Source organism: Stenotrophomonas sp. STEN022, from assembly GCF_056760155.1.
Map to the genome: position 1 here is coordinate 1 of NZ_JBRREG010000178.1, position 3253 is coordinate 3253.

General features: G+C 63.3%; 2 protein-coding genes. Both read right to left on the minus strand.

The genetic code is table 11. The features are described from left to right. Positions 1–386: 386 nt before the first annotated feature. A complete protein-coding gene (locus tag ACVOMF_RS20680) occupies positions 387–1259 on the minus strand; it encodes a methylglyoxal synthase (RefSeq protein ID WP_481510942.1) in 873 nt (290 codons plus the stop codon). Positions 1260–1643: 384 nt separating this feature from the next. Further along, positions 1644–3089, minus strand: a complete 1446-nt coding sequence (locus tag ACVOMF_RS20685; RefSeq protein ID WP_481510943.1) for an FAD-dependent oxidoreductase — start codon at positions 3087–3089, stop codon at positions 1644–1646. Positions 3090–3253: the final 164 nt, after the last annotated feature.

The window sequence follows — 3253 nt, forward strand, 5'->3', positions numbered from 1 at the left end:
AGCCGCGCCGATGGTAGTGCAGCCTAAGCTGTGCGAGAGTAGGTCATCGTCAGGATTCAAACCAAAAACCCCGCTGCCAGAAGCAGCGGGGTTTTTCTTTGCCTGCAGTAATGGCGGACTTTGGTGGCTGTTGTGGGAGCGGCGCAGGGTGGCCTAGGGCCATCAGCCGCGAAGCTCGTAGAAATAACTCGCTTGGAAGGCTTGAACGAAGCCAGAAGCGAGAAGCGCCCCCCATCCGCCCTTCGGGCACCTTCCCCCGCTGGCGGGAGAAGGGAAAGAAAGAGCTAGAGCAGAAGCCGAGGCAGAAGCCAAAGCCAAAGCCAGAGCCTTGGGGTTCTGTAGGCGCTGCTTGGAAAGCCCCTGCCGAACATGGTTCGGCACTACCGTCAGGTTTTCTGGCGGATCTGCGCGGCTGTTGCCCAGCGGGCAGCAATATTGGGCGCGGTGATGCACACCGCCTCATCGGTAACCGTGGTCACCGCGCGCTCCAACAACTGGATATCCGCTTCATGCTGGCGCGCCACATGCGGATCTTCAAAGAAGATTGCGCGTTGGCAGCGATGCTCAAGCACACGGTCCGCAATCTGCGCGTCGCCGCCTAGCGGGCCGCTCTGGAAGCGGTGGATCCATTCCTGGTCGCGTGGCCAGCCGCGGCTCCAGGCCATTTCGTTCAAGCGTTGACCGGTGGTGCCGGTACCGATGCGCTGTTCGAACTGCGACAACACGTCGAAGTGCTCTGATGCGAAGGCGAGCATCTGTGGCTTGCGCGCATCGTGGGCGATCAGCGCCAGCGTCTGCTTGCTGAAGTCATGTAGATCGTCGGCGCCCGGGTCCGGTGCGAGGCCGGCGTGGATGCGCTCCATTTCAATCCAGTCACGCGCGGTGGCCACTGTCGAGATGAAGGGCTTGCCATGAATGACGCACTGGCGTTTCAGTGCGATGGCTTCCGGGAACACCGACGAGGGATCAACAGGGTCGATGAAGTAGATCGCGCCATCGAGTGTGCGCTCTGGGGTGCCCATGCCTACGACTTCGGCCACCAGCTTCATCAGGCCGCCTTCGCGGCCGTTGGGATAGCGCTGAAGTCCGTGGTAATCCTGCAGAGGATGAGTGCCGGCAATGGCGTCGTAGGTGCGGCCAACGGCGTGCAACTCCACTCCCAGTTCGCGTATTCCGCTTTCGCTGGCGCGCAGCCAACGGAACAACGCAGCGTCTGCGCTTTCGTGATGGAGACGGTTTGCTGCCAGGCCGATGCGCATTGCGATTTCTCTTTGTGCGGAGTTCTTGAGTGTAGGGCAGCTGCGTGTCGGTTGGTTGGTGGCGTTGGAGCTAAAGCTAAAGCGAAAGCGAAAGCTAAAGCTAAAGCTAAAGCTAAAGCTAAAGCTCCCCTCATCCGCCCTCCGGGCACCTTCTCCCGCATGCGGGAGAAGGGAATGCGGCGCTATCGGGTGAACGGATAGTCCAAAGCCAACAGCCAACAGCCAGAGCCAACAGCCAGAGCCAACAGCCAGAGCCAACAGCCAGAGCCAACAGCCGAAGCAGCGAACTCAGCGGCTGTTAGACAAACAATGCCGAAGTAACCCCCTCTCCCGTTTCAACGGGAGAGGGGTAGGGGTGAGGGCGCTCTTGGCGCGGACCCGACCTTACCGCTTCAACAAGGCAACAATGCTCTCAGCAGCATCACGACCCTCAGCAACCGCAGTCACCACCAGGTCCGCACCGCGCACCGCATCACCACCGGCAAACAGCTTGGCGTTGTGGGTCTGGAAGGGAAGACGCGTAGCACCACCGGCAATGATGCGACCGTTACTGCTGGCCTCCACGCCCTGCGACGAAAGCCATTCCGGCAACGTCGGCGAGAAGCCAAACGCGATGATCACCACATCGGCTTCCAGCAGCGATTCGCTGCCATCAATGGCCACCGCGTTGCGGCGACCATTGGCGTCCGGTGCGCTCAACTCGGTCTCGACCACGGTCACGCCGATCACTTCATCGTCCGCGCCCGCTTCAATCGCCAGCGGCTGGCGGTTGAACAGGAAGCGCACGCCTTCTTCGCGGGCATTGGCCACTTCGCGCGCCGAGCCCGGCATGTTGGCCTCATCACGGCGATAGGCGCAGGTTACCTTGGCCGCGCCCAGGCGGATCGCGCTGCGTACGCAGTCCATGCCGGTGTCACCGCCACCCAGCACCACCACGAGCTTGCCGTTGAGGTCGGGCAGGGCGATCTGGTCTTCCCAGCCGGCAATCGGGCGGCCCTTCGGGTCGTTGCCACTGACAATGCGGCTGTTCTGCACCAGGAAGGGCAGCGCTGGCAGCACGTTCTTCAGGTCCTGCCCGATCAGGCCACCATCGGTATAACGGTAGGCACCGGTGCCGAGGAACACCGCGTCGTAGTCGGCTTGCAACTGTTCAATGCTGATGTCGCGGCCGATCTCCACGCCCAGGCGGAACTGCACGCCCATGCCTTCGAGGATCTCGCGGCGACGGTCGATCACGCTCTTGTCCAGCTTGAAGCTGGGGATGCCGAATTGCAGCAGGCCACCAATCTGTTCGTAGCGATCGAACACCACGGCCTGCACACCGGCGCGCGCCAGGCGATCAGCGCAGGCCAAACCTGCGGGGCCTGCACCAACGACGGCCACGCGCTTTCCGGTGCTCTCAACGGCATGCAGATCAGGCTTCCAGCCGGTGGCCAGTGCGGTATCGACGATGTACTTCTCGACCGCACCGATGGTTACGGCGCCGAACTCCTCCAGCGTGCAACTGCCTTCGCACAGGCGATCCTGCGGGCAGACACGGCCGCAGACTTCCGGCAGCGGGTTGGTCGAATGGCAGAGCGTCGCCGCCTCGTGGATGCGGTCTTCCTGCACCAGCTGCAGCCACTGCGGGATGGCGTTGTGTACCGGGCATTTCCAGCTGCAGTACGGGTTGCCGCAATCCAGGCAACGGCCGGCCTGGTACTGCGCATCGCTTTTGTCGAACTTGCCGTAGAGCTCGCCCCAGTCGCCGGACGTGCGCAATTCCACCGGAATGCGCTGCGGCATGGTGCGGGGCAGATCGAGGAACTGGAAGGCTTGCTTGCGGCTCATGGGAACTCTTGATGTCTGGGGAGGAGCCCTTCTCCCGCTGGCGGGAGAAGGTGCCCCGAAAGGGGCGGATGAGGGGAGGCCGGTGAAGCGGCCGCCCCCCCCCCCCCCCCCCCCCGGCGGGCGGGGGGGGGCAACCCGGACGCCGGGCGCGGGCCCCAGAGGGG